This window comes from Pseudomonas sp. AC016 (assembly GCF_979253365.1).
Map to the genome: position 1 here is coordinate 5,124,598 of NZ_CEEDCC010000001.1, position 21,353 is coordinate 5,145,950.

A 21,353-nucleotide genomic window follows, 5' to 3' on the forward strand; every position below is an offset into this window, starting at 1 on the left:
TCGTTCCCACGCTCCAGCGTGGTAACGCCTCTCAGGACGCTCCGCGTCCGCTCTGGATGTGACGCCGAGCGTCACGGGATGCATGCCCACGCGGAGCAATGGGCACGATCAGCGTCGAGGCGGACACTGCCTGGCGTCGATCAGGTTTCGCCGCCTTGCTGTTCCCGTAAGCGTTTGTACAAGGTGTTGCGACTCACCCCGAGTCGCTTCGCCAGCTGCGAAATATTCCCCCCGGCTGCCTGAAGCAGATCATTCAGGTCGTCGGTGTTTTGCAGACGTTCCTGCGTAGTCTCTGCTGTCTGTCTGTCACTGCGCTGCTCATCCAATCCTGCATCCAGAAAGAAGTCTTCCGGCAAATGATCGGTCGTGATCGGCTGATCGTCGGCCAATGCCAGCGCCACTTGGATCACGCTGTTGAGCTGGCGAATATTGCCCGGCCATGGGTGATGCTCGAACAGCTCAAGCACTTCCCGTGAAAAACCGGCCCGCTGGTGCGGGTCCCGATGCCGTTCCCAAATGCGTTGCACCAATGCGTGCTTGTCGGTTCTTTCGCGCAGCGGCGGCAGTTCGATGTTCAGGCCGCTGATCCGGTAATACAGGTCCTGACGGAAATGTCCGGCCTGCACCTGATCGCGCAACGTGCGGTTGGTGGCCGATACCAGGCGGATATCCACCGGATACAACTCGCCACCGCCCAGCGGCTGAACGCAACGCTCTTGAAGGACCCGTAGCAGGCGTGCCTGCACCGACATCGGCATGTCACCGATTTCGTCCAGAAACAGCGTGCCCTTGTCGGCCTTGCGAATCAGCCCGATGCTGCCTTTCTGGCTGGCACCCGTGAACGCGCCCTTGGCGTAGCCGAACAGTTCAGCTTCCACCAGATCGGCCGGAATCGCCGCGCAATTCACCGCGATCAGCGGCTGACTGGCCCGCGAGCTGGCCTGATGCAGCGCCTTGACGAACACTTCCTTGCCGACCCCGGTCTCGCCATGGATCAACAACGGAATATCCTTTTCCAGCAGGCGCTGTGCCTGGATAACAGCCTTCTCGACGCGGGTATCGCCCAGGCTGATGGCTTGCAGATCCAGGCTTCGGGCGACAATCGGAGCAGGAGTGGCTGCCGTAACCGCATGCAGTTGCAATGGCTTGCGTCTCGGGCGCTTGATCAGGCACTGGAAGCGGTTGTTGCCGAACGCCTGCAGCGCAAAAGGCCGGGCTTCGGGCTCGCTGAGCAGTTGCAGGATCGGGCATTTGAACAGCGTCTCGATGCTGACGCCGGCGAGCCTGACGCCCAGCAGGGTATCGGCGCGGCGATTGGCGCAGAGAATCTGGCCGCTCTCGTCGAAAATCAGCAGTCCGGCCCACTGGCTGTCGAGGTTGTTCAGGCCTGTATTGAAGATCAGCTGGAAATGCGTGTCGCGAAACTGGTCGAGGATCAGCCGGTTTTCCACCGACTGGCTCATCATCTTGACCATGCCCAGAGTGTGGGAGGGCGGCAGGAAGCTGTCACTGGACACATCCAGTACCGCAATGATGCGCCGGTCGGCGTCGAAGATCGGCGAGGCCGAGCCAGTCATGAATCGGTTGGCCTTGAGGAAATGCTCGTCAGGCTCGATATGGATGGCCTGTTCACAGGCCAGTGCGGTGCCGATGGCGTTGGTGCCGGTGCCTCGTTCACTCCAGCTGGCTCCCGCCAGAAAGCCCTGATGCGATGAATCGCCGAACCGCTGAGTGCCCCATGACTTGAGCAACTGGCCCTGGGGATCGGCCAGCAGGATCAGGCAATTGGAATTGCTCAGGATGTTTTCGTAGACCGGCAGTACTTCCTGATGGGTCGTCTGCACCAGCGCGTTGTGGCGCTCCAGCAGCTGTGAGACTTCCGACCCGGGCAACTGGCCGAACGACGGACGCGTCTGATGGCTGAGACCGAAGTCCCGGCAGCGTGTCCATGAATCGCGAATGATGATGTCGTGCGCAAGCGAAGTGCTGGATTGAGCCATGGCAAAACCTGCAAGGATGACGTGTTGTTTTTATTTTCAGGTTTCGTCGCGTGTCCATCCTGGCGTGCAACGTCCGTCCAGTGTCGTTCAGATGTGTTCAAAGTCAACGTTCATTTTGTTCAGTTGTTCAGCGTTTACTGTTCATTTTTGTTCAGCTATGAAGCGGCTTTCGCCCAATGAAACCGGGCGAATGCTCTGGGACGGGCCTTGGCGCGGTTTTGCCAGAACTGGCACGAATGTCGCTATCTGCACACCAGTCACGCATTACCCTTAAAAAAACAACAAAGGGCACGCCATGTCTCTCACGCTGGAGCACGTCAGTCGCGCAGTCGATGGCCAAATATGGATCGACGACGCGTCCCTGAGCTTTGAGCCAGGATCCTTCAACGTTCTGCTGGGGCGAACCCTGTCAGGCAAAACCAGCCTGATGCGCCTGATGGCCGGGCTGGACAAACCCGACAGCGGGCGAGTGCTGATGAACGGGGTCGATGTCACCCATCGTCCGGTTCGCCTGCGCAACGTCTCGATGGTTTACCAGCAGTTCATCAATTACCCGAGCATGACGGTATTCGAAAACATCGCCTCGCCGCTGCGTCAGGCGGGCATGTCCAGGGACGTTATCCACAGCCGCGTCCACGAAACTGCAAAGATGCTGCGCATCGAGAAGTTTCTGCAGCGCCATCCCCTTGAACTTTCCGGCGGCCAGCAGCAGCGCACCGCGATGGCCCGGGCGCTGGTCAAGGATGCCGAACTGATCCTGTTCGACGAGCCGCTGGTCAACCTCGACTACAAGCTGCGCGAAGAGCTGCGTCAGGAGATGCGCGAACTGTTCGCAGCTCGCCATACCATCGCCATCTACGCCACCACAGAACCCAACGAAGCGCTGGCGCTGGGCGGTACGACCACCATCCTGCATGAAGGTCGGGTGGTGCAGAGCGGCAAGACCCCTGAGGTCTATCACAAGCCCGCCACCGTGCTGGCTGCCGAGCTGTTCTCGGAACCGCCGATCAACCTCATGCCGGGGCGCATCGAAGGTAACGAGGTGAGCTTCGCCAACTTCGTACATTTCCCGCTCAACGTCGACCTGCGTGCCATCGGTGATGGTGAATACCGCTTTGGCGTGCGTCCCAGCCACCTCAGTCTGGTGCCGTCCAACGACGATGACCTCGAGCTGGCCGTGACTGTGGAGCTGGCCGAAATCAGCGGCTCGGAAACCTTCCTGCACGTGCGCAACGAGCTGTTCTCGCTGGTGCTGCATCTGCCGGGCGTTCACGCTTACGACGTCGATGCGCCGATCCGGGTGTACATCCCGACCCACAAACTTTTCGTGTTCGATCAGCAGGGCGGCCTTATCCAGGCGCCGGGCCTGCGCATGTCGAGGGTTGCCTGATGGCCGAGATCCGATTGCAGAACCTGGCGCACAGTTACAGCGCCAACCCCGGGCCTGATGACTACGCAATTCGCGAGATGAGCCATATCTGGGAGCAGGGCGGGGCGTATGCGCTGCTCGGGCCTTCCGGCTGCGGCAAGTCGACCTTGCTCAACATTATTTCCGGTCTGTTGAGCCCGTCGCAGGGGCAGGTGCTGTTCGACTCCAAAGTGGTCAACGAGCTGCCGCCCGAGCACCGCAACATCGCTCAGGTTTTCCAGTTTCCGGTGATCTACGACACCATGACCGTGTTCGATAACCTGGCCTTTCCATTGCGCAACCAGGGTATGGACAAGGCGCGCATTCTCGCCAAGGTCAATGAAATCGCCGAAGTGCTGGATCTGCAGCCATTGCTGAAAAAGAAGGCGCGCAACCTGACGGCGGATGAAAAGCAGAAAGTGTCCATGGGGCGCGGGCTGGTACGTGATGATGTTTCAGCCATCCTGTTCGACGAACCGCTGACGGTCATCGACCCGCACCTGAAGTGGAAGCTGCGCCGCAAGCTCAAGCAGATTCATGAGCAGTTCAACATCACCATGGTCTACGTCACCCACGACCAGTTGGAGGCCTCGACCTTCGCCGACAAGATCGCGGTGATGTACGGCGGTCAGATTGTCCAGTTCGGCACCCCGCGTGAACTGTTCGAGAAGCCCCGGCACACCTTTGTCGGCTATTTCATCGGCAGTCCCGGCATGAACCTCATCGATGTGCAGCCACAGGGAGACGGCGTCGGTTTTGGCGACGTTCATGTGCCGCTGTCCGGCCTGTTGCAGCAACAGATCGCACGGACCTCGTTTACCAGTCTGAAAATCGGCATTCGCCCCGAGTTCGTGCACGTCTGGGACGGTCCCTACGAGGAAGCGATGTGCGCCGAGGTGGTCTATGTCGAAGATCTGGGCACCTACAAGATTCTGACCCTGTCGCTGGCCGGGCAGAAGATCAAGGTGCGCATGCCCGAAGACAAGCCGGTGCCGCAAGGTCAGGCGTGGATCAGTTTTCCGGCGCAGTGGCTGATGGTGTACGCCGATGATTTCCTGCTTGAGCCCACTCCAGAGCGAGACCTGCCATGAATAACAAGGTCCAGAACAACAAGGCCTGGTGGCTGGTGCTGCCGGTGTTTCTGCTGGTGGCCTTCAGCGCCATCATTCCGATGATGACCGTGGTCAACTACTCGGTGCAGGACATCTTCGACCAGTCCAGCCGTTACTTTGTCGGCACCGACTGGTTCAGGCAGGTCCTGCAGGACCCGCGTCTGCACGACTCGCTGCTGCGGCAGTTCATTTACTCGGGCAGCGTGCTGCTGATCGAGATCCCGCTGGGCATCGCGGTCGCGCTGTGCATGCCGACCAAGGGGCGCTGGTCCACGGTCTGCCTGATCCTGATGACCATTCCGCTGCTGATTCCCTGGAACGTGGTCGGCACCATCTGGCAGATTTTCGGCCGTGGTGACATCGGGTTGCTGGGTTACACGCTGAACAACATTCTGCACATCAACTACAACTACGCGGCCAACGCGTCGGATGCCTGGGTCACGGTGCTGGTCATCGATGTCTGGCACTGGACCTCGCTGGTGGCATTGCTGAGCTACTCGGGGCTTCGGGCCATTCCGGACGTCTATTATCAGGCGGCGCGGATCGACCGGGCGTCGAGTTGGGCAATCTTCCGGCACATTCAGTTGCCGAAGATGAAAAGCGTGCTGCTGATCGCCGTGATGCTGCGGTTCATGGACAGCTTCATGATCTACACCGAGCCGTTCGTGCTCACCGGCGGCGGTCCGGGCAACTCCACCACCTTCCTCAGCCAGACCCTGACGACCATGGCGCTCGGGCAGTTCGACCTGGGTCCGGCGGCAGCTTTCTCGCTGGTGTATTTCCTGATCATTCTGCTGGTGTCATGGGTGTTCTACACCGCCATGACCCACAGTGAAAAGAATTGAGGGCCGGGTCATGAGTCTGCGCAAAGCCATACCGATGCTGATTTACCTGCTCTTTCTGCTGGTACCGATCTACTGGCTGGTCAACATGTCGTTCAAGACCAACACCGAGATCCTCGGCGGTCTGACCCTTTGGCCGCAGGATTTCACCCTGGCCAACTACAAGGTGATCTTCACCGACGAGAGCTGGTACAGCGGCTACATCAACTCGCTGTACTACGTGTGCCTTAATACCGTGATATCGCTGAGTGTCGCGTTGCCAGCGGCCTACGCGTTTTCACGCTATCGTTTCCTCGGCGACAAGCACCTGTTCTTCTGGCTGCTGACCAACCGCATGGCGCCACCGGCAGTGTTCCTGCTGCCGTTTTTCCAGCTGTATTCGTCGATCGGTCTGTTCGACACGCACATCGCTGTCGCTCTGGCGCATTGCCTTTTCAACGTGCCGCTGGCGGTATGGATTCTGGAAGGCTTCATGTCGGGTGTTCCGAAGGAGATCGATGAAACCGCCTACATCGACGGTTACAGCTTTCCCAAGTTCTTCGGCAAGATTTTCATCCCGCTGATTGGCTCGGGGATTGGTGTCACGGCGTTCTTCTGCTTCATGTTTTCCTGGGTCGAGCTACTGCTGGCGCGCACCCTGACCTCGGTCAATGCCAAGCCGATTGCCGCGGTCATGACACGTACGGTCTCGGCGTCCGGTATCGATTGGGGTGTGCTGGCTGCGGCCGGTGTGCTGACCATTCTGCCGGGCATGCTGGTGATCTGGTTTGTTCGCAACCACGTGGTCAAGGGCTTTGCCCTTGGCCGTGTCTGAGGAGACGAAAAATGGAGTGGATGTCCTGGACACTGCCCACCGCGGCCTTCTTCGGCAGTATCGCGTTGCTGTTGGTGGGAATGACGGTATGGGAGCTGCGCTCGGCCAGTATCGAGCGTCGCGGGTTTCTGCCGATTGCCACCACACGTGGCGACCGGCTGTTCATCGGGCTGTTGGGCAGTGCTTATCTGCATCTGATGGTGATCGGCGCGACCGACTGGAGTATCTGGGTCGCTTCGGGAGCCTCTCTGGTGTGGCTGTTGGTGGTGATGCGTTGGGGTTAGCAGGCGGGCGGGCGTGATTGTCCGGGCGACGGCTGGCGGTATTCGAAAAGCGGGACTACATAAGAAGCAACTCTTGAGGTGTCTATGTTCAATAAGAAAAACAAGCTGCAACATAGCGTGACGTTGGCAACCATGATCATGCTCAGCGGGCTGAGCGTTTCAGCCTGGGCGGATCAGTACGAGGATGCGGCAAAGAAGTGGGCGGCCAGCGAATTCAAGCCGACCACGCTTTCCGATGCCGAGCAGTTGAAAGAGCTTGAGTGGTTCATCAAGGCTGCCGAGCCGTTCCGTGGCATGGACATCAAAGTGGTGTCGGAAACCCTGACCACCCACGAATATGAATCCAAGACCCTGGCCAAGGCATTTACCGAAATTACCGGGATCAAGGTCACTCACGACCTGCTTCAGGAAGGCGACGTCATCGAGAAGCTGCAGACCGCCATGCAGTCTGACAAAAGCATCTATGACGGCTGGGTCAACGACTCTGACCTGATCGGTACGCACTTTCGTTACGGTAAAGCGCTGTCTCTGACCGACCTGATGGCCAGTGCCGAGGGTGCGAAAGTCACTTCTCCTACGCTGGACCTGAAGGACTTCATCGGTACTTCCTTCACCACCGCACCTGACGGCAAGCTGTATCAGCTGCCCGACCAGCAATTTGCCAACCTTTACTGGTTCCGCGCCGACTGGTTCGATCGCGCAGACCTGAAAAAGCAGTTCAAGGACAAGTACGGTTACGAGCTGGGCGTTCCGGTGAACTGGTCGGCCTATGAAGACATTGCCAAGTTCTTCAGCGAAGACGTGAAAACCATCGACGGCAAGCGGGTCTATGGCCACATGGATTACGGCAAGAAGGATCCATCGCTGGGCTGGCGCTTCACCGATGCCTGGTTCTCGATGGCCGGCAGTGGCGACAAGGGCCTGCCCAACGGTTTGCCTGTGGATGAGTGGGGTATTCGTGTTGAAGCCTGCCATCCGGTCGGCTCCAGCATCACCCGTGGTGGCGACACCAACGGTCCGGCAGCGGTCTTCGCTACCCAGAAATACATCGACTGGCTGAAAGCCTATGCACCGCCGCAAGCGGCAGGCATGACCTTCTCCGAGTCGGGGCCTGTTCCATCGCAGGGCGAGGTTGCTCAGCAGATCTTCTGGTACACCGCATTCACTGCAGACATGACCAAGCCTGGCCTGCCAGTGATGAACGCCGATGGCACGCCGAAATGGCGCATGGCGCCTTCGCCAAAGGGCCCGTACTGGAAAGAGGGCATGAAGCTGGGCTACCAGGACGTGGGGTCCTGGACTTTCCTCAAGTCCACCGAAGAGAAAAAGCGTAACGCCGCCTGGCTCTACGCGCAGTTCGTGACCTCCAAGTCGGTGTCGCTGAAGAAAACCATCGTCGGCCTGACGCCGATCCGTGAGTCGGACATCAACTCCAAGGAAATGACTGCGCTGGCACCCAAGCTGGGTGGTCTGGTCGAGTTCTATCGCAGCCCGGCCCGAGTGCAGTGGTCGCCAACCGGCACCAACGTACCGGACTATCCGAAGCTGGCCCAGTTGTGGTGGAGCCATGTGGCTGAAGCTGTAACGGGCGAGAAGACTGCTCAGGCCGCTCTGGACGGACTGGCCAAGGATCAGGATGCGATCATGACGCGCATCGAGCGCTCCAAGGTCCAGGATGCCAGCGGTTGTGCGCCGAAGATGAACCCGGAAACCACGGCTGAAGAGTGGTACAGCAAGGCCGAGAACAGCGGCGGCAAGTTCCTCGCACCTCAGCGCAAGCTGGCCAACGAGAAACCGAAAGGCGAAACCATTGCCTACTCCGACCTGCTGAAAAGCTGGGAAGCTGCGAAGAAATAAGCGCTTTTGAAGTACAAAAAAACGGCACCCTCGGGTGCCGTTTTTTTTGCTGCCGAAAAGCTGTATCAGCTGTGCAGCGTCTCGGCTGCGTATAGCGTGTTTTCCAGCAGGCAGGCGCGGGTCATGGGGCCGACGCCGCCTGGGACTGGAGTGATCCAGCCGGCGCGGGGCAGGGCGGTTTCATAGACCACATCGCCGACGAGCTTGCCATCGGCCTGACGGTTGATGCCGACATCGATCACGATGGCGCCAGGTTTGATCCACTCGCCCTTCACAAGACCGGGCTTGCCAGCGGCAACCACGACCAGATCGGCGCGGCCGACATGGCCAGCCAGATCCTTGGTGAAACGGTGAGTCACAGTGACGGTGCAGCCACCCAGCAGCAACTCCATCGCCATCGGACGACCGACGATATTGGAAGCGCCCACGACGACCGCGTCCATGCCGTACAGATCGACGCCGGTACTTTCCAGCAGGGTCATGATGCCTTTTGGCGTACACGGGCGCAGCAGGGGAATACGCTGAGCCAGACGGCCGACGTTATAAGGATGGAAACCATCCACGTCCTTGTCGGGGCGGATGCGCTCCAACAGCAGCGAAGCGTCCAGATGCTCGGGCAGAGGAAGTTGCAGAAGGATGCCGTCGACGGCAGCGTCTTCATTGAGGCGATCGATCAGCTCGGTCAGTGCAAACTGAGTGGTGTCTGCGGGCAGGTCGTAGGCCTGGGAGATGAAGCCGACCTCTTCACAGTCCTTGCGCTTGTGGGAGACATACACCTGGGAGGCGGGGTCGCTGCCCACCAGAATCACCGCGAGGCCCGGCGTACGCAGGCCTTGCTGGCTACGTTCGGCGACACGTTTGGCGATCTGCTGGCGCAGGCTGGCGGCGATCGCTTTGCCGTCGATTAGTTTTGCAGTCATGACGCGTGATTAACCATCGAGAGGAAATAAAATGAGCGCGCATTCTCGCATGACATGGCGCGAGGGCAAAGTCGCTTGGTCAGCATATTCCGCTAACCCCTTTATCTAACTGAATTTTTTTCAAAAAAGAGTTGACGACCTTTGGGGGCGTCTATAAGATTCGTCGCACTTGCCGGGCAGAGCCCAGCACTGGTTAAGCTAGCACTGGTTGATTAGGTCAGGCAGAGTTGCAAATCAGCTCGGTGTGATTGAAAGCCTTTTAATTTGTGATCGTAAAAGAATACAGATTATATAAGTGCCCGTAGCTCAGCTGGATAGAGCATCCGCCTTCTAAGCGGATGGTCGCAGGTTCGAGTCCTGCCGGGTGCGCCATTCAAGGCAGCTTTGGCACAGCAAGTAAGATGTACTGGTCACATGCAATATGGTGGGCGTAGCTCAGTTGGTAGAGCACAGGATTGTGACTCCTGTTGTCGAGGGTTCGATCCCCTTCGTCCACCCCATATTAAGAAAGGCGCCAGATTTATAATCTGGCGCCTTTGCTTTAAAAGCTTGTAGCGCGGATGTGGTGGAATTGGTAGACACACTGGATTTAGGTTCCAGCGCCGAAAGGTGTGAGAGTTCGAGTCTCTCCGTCCGCACCAAGATGTAAACAGCCTGAGTGGAAACGCTTCGGTTGCAATAAAAAAGCCGCCTAGTGCGGCTTTTTTTGTTTCAGCGTATTGGTTTTACCGTTTCGCTGGTCCGAAGGCCTGCTGCCGTCGGTCGAGCGAGGCGCGCTACGCGGATGGAGTCGGTAGTGATCCGGTACACAGGCTTCCTTATATAGAAGGCCGTGCCAGACGCTTCGCCTGCAGTGCGAGGCCTTTGTGGTCCGTGCTCGTCGGCGGTCCGATTCCTTCCTCTTAAACCGCCCTTTTTCAGTAGGGTGACTTCTTGAGTTTGACCCACTAGAATGCATGCCCTTGATTCTGGGGTCGGAAACGGCCGGCTAACGTCTGTGCAACGAGGAATATCCATGCAAGTTTCTGTTGAAAATACTTCCGCTCTTGAGCGCCGCATGACCATTGGCGTGCCTGCCGAACGCATCGAGACTGAAGTCAACAAGCGTCTGCAGCAGACCGCACGTAAAGCCAAGATCCCGGGCTTCCGCCCTGGCAAAGTGCCTATGAGCGTAATTCGTCAGCGTTACGAAGACGGCGCGCGTCAGGAAGCACTGGGCGATCTGATTCAGGCTACTTTCTACGAAGCTGTCGTTGAGCAGAAGCTCAACCCGGCTGGCGCACCTGCTGTAGAGCCGAAATCCTTCGAAAAAGGCAAGGATCTGGAATACGTGGCGACTTTCGAAGTCTTCCCGGAATTCACCGTTGCCGGCTTCGACAGCATCGCTGTAGAGCGTCTGTCCGCCGACGTGGCCGACAGCGATCTGGACAACATGCTGGAAGTGCTGCGCAAGCAGAACGTTCGTTTTGAAGAGACCGATCGTGCCGCTCAGAACGAAGATCAGCTGAACATCGATTTCGTGGGCAAGGTCGACGGCGAAGCATTCGCTGGCGGTTCTGCCACGGGCACCCAGCTGGTTCTGGGTTCCGGTCGCATGATCCCTGGCTTCGAAGACGGTCTGGTTGGCGCCAAGGCCGGTGAAGAGCGCGTTCTGAACGTGACCTTCCCTGAGGATTACCAGAACCTGGAGCTGGCCGGCAAGGCTGCCGAGTTCACTGTCACCGTCAACACCGTTTCCGAGCCAAAGCTGCCTGAGCTGAACGAAGAGTTCTTCAAGCAGTTCGGTATCAAGGAAACCGGCATCGACGGTTTCCGCGCCGAAGTTCGCAAGAACATGGAGCGTGAGCTGCGTCAGGCCATCAAATCCAAGGTCAAGAATCAGGTAATGGACGGTCTGCTGGCCTCCAACCCGATCGAAGTGCCTAAAGCGCTGCTGGAAAACGAAGTCAACCGTCTGCGCGTTCAGGCGGTTCAGCAGTTTGGTGGCAACATCAAGCCTGACCAACTGCCGGCCGAGCTGTTCGAAGAGCAGGCCAAGCGCCGCGTCGAGCTGGGTCTGATCGTTGCTGAAGTGGTCAAGCAGTTCGACCTCAAGCCTGACGATGCCCGCGTTCGTGATCTGATTCAGGAAATGGCCTCGGCCTACCAGGAGCCAGAGCAGGTTGTGGCCTGGTACTACAAGAACGAGCAGCAAATGAACGAAGTACGTTCTGTTGTGCTTGAAGAGCAAGTTGTAGATACTGTTTTGCAGAAAGCTAGCGTGACCGACAAATCGGTCTCCTACGAAGAAGCTGTCAAGCCGGTGGAAGCTCCAAAAGCCGACTGATTTCTATTTTCGTTCGAAAACACCCACAAGCCAGCCTTCGCGCTGGCTTGTGCGTATTCAAGACTCGACTATTTGGGAGTGAATGCAGGACATGTCCCGCAATTCTTATATTCAGCAGAACTCTGACATCCAGGCCGCTGGCGGCTTGGTCCCGATGGTTATCGAGCAGTCCGCCCGTGGCGAACGCGCCTATGACATCTATTCGCGCCTTCTCAAGGAGCGGGTGATCTTTATGGTTGGTCCGGTAGAGGACTACATGGCCAACCTTATCGCGGCGCAACTGCTCTTCCTTGAAGCGGAAAACCCGGACAAGGATATCCATCTCTACATCAACTCACCGGGCGGTTCGGTGACTGCGGGTATGTCGATCTACGACACCATGCAGTTCATCAAGCCTGACGTGTCGACCATCTGTATCGGTCAGGCGTGCAGCATGGGTGCGTTCCTGCTGGCTGGCGGTGCCGAGGGCAAGCGTCACTGCCTGCCGAACTCGCGCATGATGATTCACCAGCCATTGGGCGGTTTCCAGGGTCAGGCGTCGGACATCGACATCCATGCCAAGGAAATCCTGCACATTCGTCACCGCCTGAACTCGTTGCTGGCGCATCACACCGGCCAGAGCCTCGAGACCATCGAGCGCGATACCGAGCGTGACAACTTCATGAGCGCAGAGCGTGCGGCCGAATACGGCCTGATCGACTCGGTGATCAACAAGCGTCAAATGCCTGCCTAAGCACCTCAAAATGTAGGGGGTCGGTGCAACCGACCGCCTGCGGACTTGAAAAAGCCCGCAATAGCCTTCATCTTGTGTTGCAAGCCTATCGGATTTGGATCGATCGAATGACTGACACCCGCAACGGCGAGGACAACGGCAAACTGCTCTATTGCTCCTTCTGTGGCAAAAGCCAGCATGAAGTGCGCAAATTGATTGCCGGCCCCTCGGTCTTTATCTGCGACGAGTGCGTCGACCTGTGCAATGACATCATCCGCGAGGAGGTGCAGGAAGCACAGGCCGAAAGCAGCGCGCATAAATTGCCTTCGCCCAAAGAAATCAGCGGCATCCTTGACCAGTACGTGATTGGTCAGGAACGTGCCAAGAAGGTTCTCGCAGTAGCGGTGTACAACCACTACAAGCGTCTGAACCAGCGCGACAAGAAAAATGACGATGTGGAACTGGGCAAGAGCAACATCCTGCTGATCGGCCCTACGGGTTCCGGCAAGACGCTGCTGGCTGAAACACTGGCCCGTCTGCTCAATGTACCGTTCACTATCGCCGACGCCACCACCCTGACCGAAGCCGGTTATGTGGGTGAGGACGTGGAAAACATTATTCAGAAGCTGTTGCAGAAATGTGATTACGACGTAGAGAAGGCCCAGATGGGTATTGTCTACATCGATGAAATCGACAAGATTTCGCGCAAATCCGACAACCCTTCCATTACGCGTGACGTTTCGGGCGAAGGCGTGCAGCAAGCCTTGCTGAAACTGATCGAAGGCACGGTGGCTTCGGTTCCGCCCCAGGGTGGCCGCAAGCATCCACAGCAGGAATTCCTGCAGGTGGACACGCGCAACATTCTGTTTATCTGCGGTGGCGCCTTCTCGGGCCTGGAAAAGGTCATTCAGAACCGCTCCACTCGCGGCGGCATCGGTTTCAACGCCGAAGTCCGCAGCAAGGAAGAGGGCAAGAAGGTTGGCGAATCCCTGCGTGAAGTCGAGCCTGACGATCTGGTCAAGTTCGGTCTGATCCCTGAATTCGTGGGCCGTCTGCCGGTTCTGGCAACGCTGGACGAGCTGGATGAGGCTGCGTTGATGCAGATTCTCACCGAGCCGAAGAACGCGCTGACCAAGCAGTACGCCAAGCTGTTCGAGATGGAAGGTGTGGACCTCGAATTCCGCACCGATGCGCTGAAATCGGTTGCCCGTCGTGCGCTGGAGCGCAAGACCGGTGCCCGTGGCCTGCGCTCTATTCTGGAAGGCGTGTTGCTCGACACCATGTACGAGATCCCGTCGCAGAGCGACGTGAGCAAGGTGGTGATCGACGAAAGTGTGATCGATGGCTCGTCCAAGCCGCTGCTGATCTACGAAAACAGCGAGCCGCCTGCAAAGGTCGCTCCTGACGCGTAACGACACTGTCGTTACACGTGAACAGACACGAAAGGGGGCCCTCAGGGTCCCCTTTTGCATTTCCGGCACTCCCGTTCGTCTTGTAGAAGAGGGCGAACCTGAGAGGGCCGCAGCCCATGGGGCTTGTTTTTTTCGGACACTACCCCCATCTTGGCTTCAAGCTAATTCCATCTGTCCCGGCCGTTTGGCCGCTGTAGAGGCGAAATCATGAAGACCACCATCGAATTGCCTCTTTTGCCATTGCGTGATGTCGTGGTTTATCCGCACATGGTTATCCCGCTGTTCGTGGGGCGCGAGAAGTCTATCGAAGCCCTTGAGGCAGCGATGACGGGTGATAAACAGATCCTGTTGCTCGCGCAAAGAAACCCTGCCGACGATGATCCTGATGAGCAGGCTCTTTATAGCGTCGGTACCATTGCAACCGTATTGCAGTTGCTCAAATTGCCCGATGGCACCGTCAAGGTGCTCGTCGAGGGTGAGCAGCGTGGTTCGGTCGAGCGCTTCATCGAGGTCGACGGTCATTACCGCGCCGAAGTCGCGCTGATCGACGAAGTCGACGCCCCGGATCGTGAGTCCGAAGTCTTTGTCCGCAGCCTGCTGGCTCAGTTCGAGCAGTACGTGCAACTGGGCAAGAAAGTCCCTGCAGAAGTCCTGTCGTCGCTTAACAGCATCGATGAGCCTGGCCGTCTGGTAGATACCATGGCAGCTCACATGGCGCTCAAGATCGAGCAGAAGCAGGACATCCTTGAGATTATCGACCTGTCGGCCCGTGTCGAGCACGTGCTGGCGCTGCTGGATGCTGAAATCGACCTGTTGCAGGTCGAGAAGCGCATCCGCGGCCGCGTCAAGAAACAAATGGAGCGCAGCCAGCGCGAGTACTACCTGAATGAGCAGATGAAGGCCATTCAGAAAGAACTGGGCGATGGCGATGAAGGCCACAACGAAATCGAAGAGCTGAAAAAGCGTATCGATGCCGCTGGCCTGCCAAAGGATGCGCTGACCAAGGCCACTGCCGAGCTGAACAAGCTGAAGCAGATGTCGCCGATGTCCGCTGAAGCCACTGTCGTGCGTTCCTACATCGACTGGCTGGTTCAGGTGCCGTGGAAGGCCCAGAGCAAGGTGCGTCTGGATCTGGCCCGTGCCGAAGCCATTCTGGATGCCGACCACTACGGTCTGGATGAGGTCAAGGAGCGCATCCTTGAGTATCTCGCCGTGCAGAAGCGCGTGAAGAAGATTCGCGGTCCTGTGTTGTGCCTGGTAGGCCCGCCGGGTGTGGGTAAAACCTCGCTCGCCGAGTCGATTGCCAACGCAACCAACCGCAAGTTCGTGCGCATGGCCCTGGGTGGCGTGCGTGACGAGGCTGAAATTCGTGGTCATCGCCGGACTTATATCGGTTCGATGCCAGGAAGATTGATACAAAAGATGACGAAGGTTGGCGTGCGCAACCCGCTGTTCCTGCTCGATGAAATCGACAAGATGGGCAGCGACATGCGTGGCGATCCGGCGTCGGCTTTGCTGGAGGTCCTTGACCCCGAGCAGAACCACAACTTCAACGACCACTACCTTGAGGTCGATTACGACCTGTCGGACGTGATGTTCCTGTGCACCTCGAACTCGATGAACATTCCGCCAGCGCTGCTGGACCGGATGGAAGTCATTCGTCTGCCGGGCTACACCGAAGACGAGAAGATCAACATCGCCGTCAAATACCTTTCGCCGAAGCAGATTCAGGCCAACGGTCTGAAGAAGGGTGAGATCGAATTCGACGAGGAAGCGATCCGCGACATCATTCGTTACTACACCCGTGAAGCCGGTGTGCGCGGGCTGGAGCGCCAGATTGCCAAGGTCTGCCGCAAGGCAGTCAAAGAGCATGCGCTGGAAAAACGCTTTGCCGTTCACGTCACTGCCGACATGCTCGAACACTTCCTGGGCGTGCGCAAATTCCGCTACGGTCTTGCCGAGCAACAGGACCAGATCGGTCAGGTAACGGGCCTTGCCTGGACTCAGGTAGGCGGTGAGCTGTTGACCATCGAGGCGGCTGTCGTCCCCGGCAAGGGCCAGTTGATCAAGACCGGTTCGCTGGGTGATGTGATGGTCGAATCCATCACGGCAGCCCAGACCGTCGTGCGCAGCCGTGCTCGCAGCCTGGGCATTTCTGCGGACTTCCACGAGAAGCACGACACGCATATCCACATGCCTGAGGGTGCTACGCCGAAGGATGGTCCGAGCGCGGGTGTAGGCATGTGCACGGCGCTGGTATCGGCATTGACCCAGATTCCGGTGCGTGCCGATGTGGCAATGACCGGTGAAATTACCCTGCGGGGTCAGGTGCTTGCCATCGGTGGTCTGAAGGAAAAACTTCTGGCTGCACACCGTGGTGGAATCAAGACGGTGATCATTCCTGAAGAAAATGTACGCGATTTGAAGGAAATTCCTGACAATATCAAACAGGATCTTCAGATAAAGCCGGTTAAATGGATTGACGAAGTCCTGCAAATTGCGCTGCAATACGCGCCGGAGCCCTTGCCGGATGTGGCTCCTGATCTTGTTGCAAAGGATGAAAAACGCGAGTCTGACTCTAAGGAAAGAATTAGCACGCATTAAGTCTGGCAGGCTTCCTTGACAGCTTTTTAGAGCCCTTGTTATAAAGCGGCTCTTTGAAGCAAGTCCGGCAGGCCTTCCAGCGCTCGTTTTGCTTAACACCTAAAACTTAGAAACATACTCAAAATAGAGATAAGGGGACTTAGAGTGAACAAGTCGGAACTGATTGATGCTATCGCTGCATCTGCTGATATCCCGAAAGCTGCTGCTGGCCGTGCGCTGGACGCAGTGATCGAATCCGTCACTGGCGCTCTGAAGGCTGGCGACTCGGTTGTTTTGGTTGGCTTTGGTACGTTCTCCGTTACAGATCGTCCTGCGCGCACCGGTCGTAATCCTCAGACTGGCAAGACGCTGGAAATCGCTGCTGCTAAAAAACCAGGTTTCAAAGCCGGTAAAGCCCTGAAAGAAGCTGTCAACTAAGCCTCTTTATGCCTTTGCCCGCTGGATCGGTGTTGTTCTGATCCAGTAGCGGAGCGGTGGTGCAGTCGGTTGCAACGCCGAAGGGTTCGAGCCCTTCCGCTCCGTCAGTTACGAGAAGGCGCATCCTCGGATGCGCCTTTCTTCTATCCGCTTTCTACCCACGCTCCGCGGTTGGTTAGTCGGTTCAACCGTTTTGGGGGACGCAATGCTGCAGAACATCAGGGACAATTCACAGGGCTGGATTGCCAAGACAATCATCGGAATCATCGTCGCATTGATGGCCTTCACCGGCATCGAGGCAATGTTTACCGCTACCAGCAACAAGCAGAACGCTGCCGAGGTCAATGGCGAGGATATCTCTCAGAACGAGCTGAGCCAGGCGGTGGACATGCAACGCCGTCAGTTGGCCCAGCAACTCTCCCAACAGCTGGGCAAGGATTTCGATCCTGCAATGTTGGACGAGAAGCTGCTGCGCGAGTCCGCTCTCAAAGGGCTGATCGACCGCAAGCTGCTGCTGCAGGGCGCAGCCGATTCCAAATTCTCCTTTTCCGACGCGGCACTGGATCAGCAGCTTTTGCAGACGCCTGAATTTCAGGTTGACGGCAAATTCAGCGCAGACCGTTTCGATCAGGTGATTCGTCAGCTGGGCTACAGCCGCATGCAGTTCCGCCAGATGCTGGGTCAGGAAATGCTCATCGGTCAGGTCCGTGCCGGTGTCGCAGGCAGTGCCTTCGTGACCGACGCTCAGGTCGATGCCTTTGCCCGTCTGGAAAAACAGACCCGCGATTTCGCTTCGTTGACCCTGCCGGCCGATCCTTCGGCAGTCAAAGTCACCGACGACGAGGTCAAGGCTCACTACGACGAGCACGCCAAAGAGTTCATGAGTCCCGAGCAGGTCGTGCTCGACTACATCGAGTTGAAGAAGTCTGCCTTCTTCGACAAGGTGCAGGTCAAGGATGAAGACTTGCAGGCGGCCTATCAGAAAGAGATTGCCAACCTCGCCGAGCAGCGTCGCGCTGCGCACATCCTGATCGAAGTGAACGACAAGCTCAGCGATGAGCAGGCCAAGGCGAAGATTGAAGAAATTCAACAGCGTCTGGCCAAGGGTGAGGACTTTGCCGCGCTGGCCAAGGAGTTCTCGCAGGACCCGGGTTCGTCGAGCAAGGGTGGTGATCTGGGCTATGCAGGCAAGGGTGTTTACGACCCTGCATTTGAAGACGCACTGTACGGCTTGAACAAGGACCAGGTTTCGCAACCTGTGCGCACCGACTTCGGCTGGCACCTGATCAAGCTGCTGGGTGTTGAAGCGCCTTCGGTGCCGACCTTCGCGAGCCTGAAAGACAAGCTGACCAACGACCTCAAGTCGCAGCAGGTCGAGCAGAAGTTCGTCGAAGTGACCAAGCAGCTGGAAGATTCGGCATTCGAATCGTCTGATCTGACCCAGCCGGCTCAGGATCTGGGCCTCAAGGTTCAGACTACCGCGCCATTCGGTCGTGAAGGCGGCGAAGGTCTGACGGCCAACCGTGCGATCATCCAGGCTGCGTTCAGCCCGGAAGTCCTGGAAGAAGGCTCCAACAGCAACACGCTGGAGCTGGATCCGGAGACCGTAGTGGTGGTGCGTGCCAAAGAGCATCTGCAACCACAGCAGCTGCCGCTTGAAAGCGTTGCCAGTGCCATTCGTGCCCAGCTGGTCAAGGAGCACGCAAGTGCTGCGGCCAAGGCCAAGGGCGAGGCTCTGCTGGCCGGTCTGCGTGATGGCAAGATCCCGCTGGCGGCGAAGCAGGAAGGCCATGAGTGGAAAGTCATGGAAGCGGTCACTCGCAGTCAGGAAGGTGTCGATCCTGCTGTCCTGCAGGCGCTGTTCCGCATGCCCAAGCCGACTGGCAAGGACAAGCCGGAATACACCAGCCAGACCGCGGCCGATGGCAGCTTTGTGATCGTGCGTCTCAATGGTGTGAATCAGGCGGCTGCACCGACTGACGCGGAAAAGGCGCAATACCGCCGCTTCCTCGCATCGCGTGCTGGTCAGCAGGATTTCGCAGCGTTCCGTGCCCAGCTGGAAAGCAAGGCGAAGATCGAGAAGTTCTAAGCCCGGTGTCATGCAGGGTCAGGTCGGAAACGACCTGACCCTTTGCAGAAGCCAAAAAAGAAGGCCGCTCACTGAGCGGCCTTCTTTTTGTGCCCCGGAAAGTGCCGCTCGCAATGAGCGGCACTCGCCCGTCACTCTTCGATGTTGCCCATCGCGGTGGTGTTGAAGCCGCCGTCGACGTACATGATCTCACCGCTGATGCCCGAGGCCAGATCGGAGCACAGGAACGCGCCTGCGTTGCCGACTTCGTCGATGGTCACGTTGCGACGCAGAGGGGTCTGCGCTTCGTTGGCGGCCAGCATCTTGCGGAAGTTCTTGATGCCCGACGCTGCCAGAGTACGGATCGGACCTGCCGAAACCGCGTTGACGCGCGTGCCTTCAGGACCGAGGCTGCCAGCCAGGTAACGAACACCGGCTTCCAGACTGGCCTTGGCCATGCCCATCACGTTGTAGTTAGGCATGGTGCGCTCTGCGCCCAGGTACGACAGGGTCAGCAGGCTGCCATTGCGGCCTTTCATCATTTCGCGACCAGCCTTGGCCAGGGCCACGAAGCTGTAGGCGCTGATGTCGTGAGCGATGCGGAAGCCCTCACGAGTGGTGGCTTCGGTGAAGTCGCCATCGAGCTGGTCGCCCGGTGCGAAACCTACCGAGTGGACGATCACGTCCAGGCCGTCCCACTTCTTGCTCAGCTCTTCGAAGACCTTGTTGATCTCTTCGTCGCTGGCCACGTCGCAAGGGAAGCACAGTTCAGGGCCCGAGCCCCAGCCTGCGGCGAACTCTTCGACACGACCCTTGAGTTTGTCGTTCTGGTAGGTGAAAGCAAGCTCTGCACCTTCACGATGCATGGCGGCAGCGATGCCGGATGCGATGGACAGTTTACTGGCGACACCGACGATCAGGACGCGCTTACCGGCGAGAAAACCCATGTGTTGTTCCTCTTCAGGTTAATCGACAGCGACTGGTGCCAAAAAGGCGGCTTCCAGAAGCTGCTGTGTATAAGGATGTTGCGGTGCGGCAAAAACAGCCTGCGCCGCACCCTGTTCGACCACTTGGCCTTGCTTGACCACCATCAGTTGGTGGCTCAGCGCTTTGACGACAGCCAGGTCATGGCTGATGAACAAATACGTCAGGTTGTACTTGGTTTGCAGCGAGCGAAGCAGCTCTACCACCTGGCGCTGCACTGTCCGGTCGAGCGCCGAAGTCGGCTCGTCCAGCAGTATCAGTGCCGGCTTGAGCACCAGGGCTCGGGCAATGGCAATCCTCTGTCGCTGACCACCAGAGAACTCGTGAGGGTAGCGGTGCCGGGTTTCCGGATCCAGACCTACTTCCCTGAGTGCTTCGATGATCGCCGTTTCCTGCTCGGCGGCTGTCCCCATGTTGTGAATGCGCAGGCCTTCGCCAACGATATCACTCACCGACATGCGCGGGCTCAGGCTACCAAACGGGTCCTGGAACACCACCTGCATCTGTCTGCGCAACGGACGGACCTGCTGCTGCGACAGGGAGTCTAGCGGTTTGCCCCTGAAACGTATGGTGCCTTGGCTACCGATGAGCCGGAGAATCGCCAGGCCCAGCGTCGATTTGCCCGATCCGCTTTCACCCACGATCCCCAGTGTTTGCCCTTCCGGCAGGCTGAAGCGGATACCGTCGACCGCCTTGACGTGATCGACGGTGCGCTTGAGCAGGCCTTTCTTGATCGGAAACCAGACTTTCAGGTCTTCGACCTCGAGCAGCGGAGCACCTGCGGGGTTGGTTGAAGGACCGCCGCTGGGCTCTGCGCTGAGCAACACTTTGGTGTACGGGTGCTGCGGTGAACGGAACAGCTCTTCGCACGATGCCTGTTCGACGATGCAACCGCGCTGCATGACACATACTCGGTTGGCTATTTGCCTCACAACGTTCAAATCGTGGCTGATCAACAACAGCGCCATGCCCAGCCGCGCCTGCAAATGCTTGAGCAATTCGAGGATTTTCAGCTGCACGGTCACATCGAGCGCGGTCGTCGGCTCGTCGGCAATCAATAGCTCAGGTTCGTTGGCCAGGGCCATGGCGATCATGACACGCTGGCGCTGGCCGCCTGACAGCTCGTGTGGAAGCGCTTTGAGGCGTTTGCGCGGCTCTGGTATGCCAACCAGATCCAGCAGCTCCAGCGTACGCTCAGTGGCCGCCTTGCCGGTAAGGCCTTTGTGCAGGCCCAAGACTTCGTTGATCTGCTTTTCCACTGAATGCAGCGGGTTCAACGAGGTCATCGGCTCCTGGAAAATCATGGCGATGCGGTTGCCACGGATCGAACGCAGTTTTTTTTCTTCGACCTTCAGCAGGTCGTCGCCCGCATAACGGATGGTGCCGCTGGGATGGCTGGCGATGGGGTAGGGCAGCAGACGCAGGATCGAGTGCGCAGTCACGGACTTGCCCGAGCCACTTTCACCGACCAGGGCAAGGGTTTCGCCACGACGGATATCGAAACTGATGTTCTCGACCACCCGTTGCCGCGAGTCGCCCGTCACGAACTCGACCGCCAGATCGCGGATTTCGATCAGATTGTCATTGTTCATC

General features: G+C 58.1%; 16 protein-coding genes and 3 tRNA genes. 15 read left to right on the forward strand and 4 right to left on the reverse strand.

The annotated features are described in order from the left end of the window. Positions 1-140: 140 nt before the first annotated feature. Positions 141-2,000, reverse strand: a complete 1,860-nt coding sequence (locus AC0IXS_RS23160; protein WP_122438152.1) for a sigma-54-dependent Fis family transcriptional regulator — start codon at positions 1,998-2,000, stop codon at positions 141-143. A gap of 295 nt (positions 2,001-2,295) precedes the next feature. Here AC0IXS_RS23160 and AC0IXS_RS23165 point away from each other — a divergent pair, with 295 nt between their 5' ends. The 6 genes from AC0IXS_RS23165 to AC0IXS_RS23190 all read left to right on the forward strand — a co-directional run bounded on the left by AC0IXS_RS23165 (position 2,296) and on the right by AC0IXS_RS23190 (position 8,317). Further along, complete coding sequence (locus tag AC0IXS_RS23165) at positions 2,296-3,390, forward strand: ABC transporter ATP-binding protein (protein WP_449124040.1); 1,095 nt, start codon at positions 2,296-2,298, stop codon at positions 3,388-3,390. After that, the gene (locus tag AC0IXS_RS23170) at positions 3,390-4,499 is read left to right on the forward strand and encodes an ABC transporter ATP-binding protein (protein WP_029241484.1); all 1,110 of its coding nucleotides are present in this window, start codon (positions 3,390-3,392) and stop codon (positions 4,497-4,499) included. Before AC0IXS_RS23165 ends, AC0IXS_RS23170 begins: the two co-directional genes overlap by 1 nt. Further along, positions 4,496-5,365, forward strand: coding sequence for a carbohydrate ABC transporter permease (locus AC0IXS_RS23175; protein WP_004883896.1), 870 nt, complete (start codon positions 4,496-4,498; stop codon positions 5,363-5,365). Before AC0IXS_RS23170 ends, AC0IXS_RS23175 begins: the two co-directional genes overlap by 4 nt. A 10-nt stretch (positions 5,366-5,375) precedes the next feature. Further along, complete coding sequence (locus AC0IXS_RS23180) at positions 5,376-6,176, forward strand: carbohydrate ABC transporter permease (RefSeq protein WP_004883897.1); 801 nt, start codon at positions 5,376-5,378, stop codon at positions 6,174-6,176. 11 nt (positions 6,177-6,187) lie between these two features. Further along, a complete protein-coding gene (locus tag AC0IXS_RS23185; RefSeq protein ID WP_004883898.1) occupies positions 6,188-6,460 on the forward strand; it encodes a DUF2160 domain-containing protein in 273 nt (90 codons plus the stop codon). A gap of 84 nt (positions 6,461-6,544) precedes the next feature. Then, positions 6,545-8,317: an ABC transporter substrate-binding protein gene (locus AC0IXS_RS23190; RefSeq protein WP_025996882.1), complete on the forward strand. Its 1,773-nt coding sequence runs from the start codon at positions 6,545-6,547 to the stop codon at positions 8,315-8,317. Positions 8,318-8,382: 65 nt separating this feature from the next. Here the strand turns inward: AC0IXS_RS23190 and folD are convergent, their stop codons facing one another. Continuing rightward, on the reverse strand, positions 8,383-9,237 hold the full coding sequence (gene folD / locus AC0IXS_RS23195; RefSeq protein ID WP_122667567.1) for a bifunctional methylenetetrahydrofolate dehydrogenase/methenyltetrahydrofolate cyclohydrolase FolD: 855 nt from the start codon (positions 9,235-9,237) through the stop codon (positions 8,383-8,385). A 295-nt stretch (positions 9,238-9,532) separates the two neighbouring features. On the opposite strand from folD, the gene AC0IXS_RS23200 reads away from it, so the two are divergent. From AC0IXS_RS23200 to AC0IXS_RS23240, 9 genes are all read left to right on the forward strand, one after another. Beyond that, positions 9,533-9,609, forward strand: a tRNA-Arg gene (locus AC0IXS_RS23200). A gap of 52 nt (positions 9,610-9,661) precedes the next feature. Beyond that, positions 9,662-9,737, forward strand: a tRNA-His gene (locus tag AC0IXS_RS23205). Positions 9,738-9,793: 56 nt separating this feature from the next. After that, positions 9,794-9,878: transfer RNA gene (locus tag AC0IXS_RS23210), tRNA-Leu, on the forward strand. Positions 9,879-10,252: 374 nt separating this feature from the next. Further along, complete coding sequence (gene tig / locus AC0IXS_RS23215; RefSeq protein ID WP_004883903.1) at positions 10,253-11,563, forward strand: trigger factor; 1,311 nt, start codon at positions 10,253-10,255, stop codon at positions 11,561-11,563. A gap of 91 nt (positions 11,564-11,654) precedes the next feature. Continuing rightward, positions 11,655-12,296 (forward strand): ATP-dependent Clp endopeptidase proteolytic subunit ClpP, encoded by a 642-nt coding sequence (gene clpP, locus AC0IXS_RS23220; protein WP_002552734.1) that lies wholly within the window; start codon positions 11,655-11,657, stop codon positions 12,294-12,296. A 107-nt stretch (positions 12,297-12,403) separates the two neighbouring features. Continuing rightward, positions 12,404-13,687, forward strand: a complete 1,284-nt coding sequence (clpX, locus tag AC0IXS_RS23225; protein WP_024687896.1) for an ATP-dependent Clp protease ATP-binding subunit ClpX — start codon at positions 12,404-12,406, stop codon at positions 13,685-13,687. Positions 13,688-13,894: 207 nt separating this feature from the next. After that, the gene (lon, locus tag AC0IXS_RS23230) at positions 13,895-16,291 is read left to right on the forward strand and encodes an endopeptidase La (RefSeq protein WP_025995947.1); all 2,397 of its coding nucleotides are present in this window, start codon (positions 13,895-13,897) and stop codon (positions 16,289-16,291) included. A 144-nt stretch (positions 16,292-16,435) separates the two neighbouring features. Next, entirely contained in the window at positions 16,436-16,708 is a 273-nt protein-coding gene (locus AC0IXS_RS23235; RefSeq protein WP_004883906.1) for an HU family DNA-binding protein, read from the forward strand. 205 nt (positions 16,709-16,913) lie between these two features. After that, the gene (locus AC0IXS_RS23240; RefSeq protein WP_191957652.1) at positions 16,914-18,797 is read left to right on the forward strand and encodes a SurA N-terminal domain-containing protein; all 1,884 of its coding nucleotides are present in this window, start codon (positions 16,914-16,916) and stop codon (positions 18,795-18,797) included. A gap of 131 nt (positions 18,798-18,928) precedes the next feature. Here the strand turns inward: AC0IXS_RS23240 and fabI are convergent, their stop codons facing one another. Then, entirely contained in the window at positions 18,929-19,723 is a 795-nt protein-coding gene (gene fabI, locus AC0IXS_RS23245; RefSeq protein ID WP_024687900.1) for an enoyl-ACP reductase FabI, read from the reverse strand. Positions 19,724-19,741: 18 nt separating this feature from the next. Beyond that, complete coding sequence (locus AC0IXS_RS23250; protein ID WP_057410000.1) at positions 19,742-21,352, reverse strand: ABC transporter ATP-binding protein; 1,611 nt, start codon at positions 21,350-21,352, stop codon at positions 19,742-19,744. Between the last annotated feature and the right edge of the window lies 1 nt (position 21,353).